Below are 353 nucleotides of genomic sequence, written 5' to 3'. Positions count from 1 at the left end.
GGCGGTGCGCATAGTGTGACGATCACGGTCAGTGATGGCACCAGCACTGTCGATCAAACCTTCACATGGACTGTTTCCAATCCTGCTCCGGTTGCCAATGATGATGCTGTAAGCACTGACGAAGATACACCTGTGAGCGGCAATGTGCTGCTTGATAGCGCAGCGGGTGATGTGGCTGACACTGATCCAGATGGCGATACGCTTGTCGTTACGCAGTTTGTTATCAATGGAACCACCTACAGCGCTGGCGACAATGCCATAATTGAGAATGTTGGCACGTTTACGCTCGACAGCACCGGTGCCTACACGTTTACGCCGGACGAAAACTGGAACGGCACGGTTCCGACGATCAC

The 353-nt window shown here is 53.5% G+C and carries 1 protein-coding gene; it reads left to right on the top strand.

Features of this window, described 5'->3' with window-relative positions; all coding sequences use genetic code 11:
• Window positions 1–353, top strand: a 353-nt coding sequence (locus tag QSJ70_RS27455) for a cadherin-like domain-containing protein (protein ID WP_285541379.1), incomplete at both ends; no start/stop codon positions are given.

The sequence above is a fragment of the Brucella sp. NBRC 12950 genome, assembly GCF_030268145.1.
Lineage (GTDB): Bacteria > Pseudomonadota > Alphaproteobacteria > Rhizobiales > Rhizobiaceae > Brucella.
The sequence above is the reverse complement of the archived record's forward strand: the minus strand, read 5'-3'. Positions and strand labels throughout refer to the sequence as shown.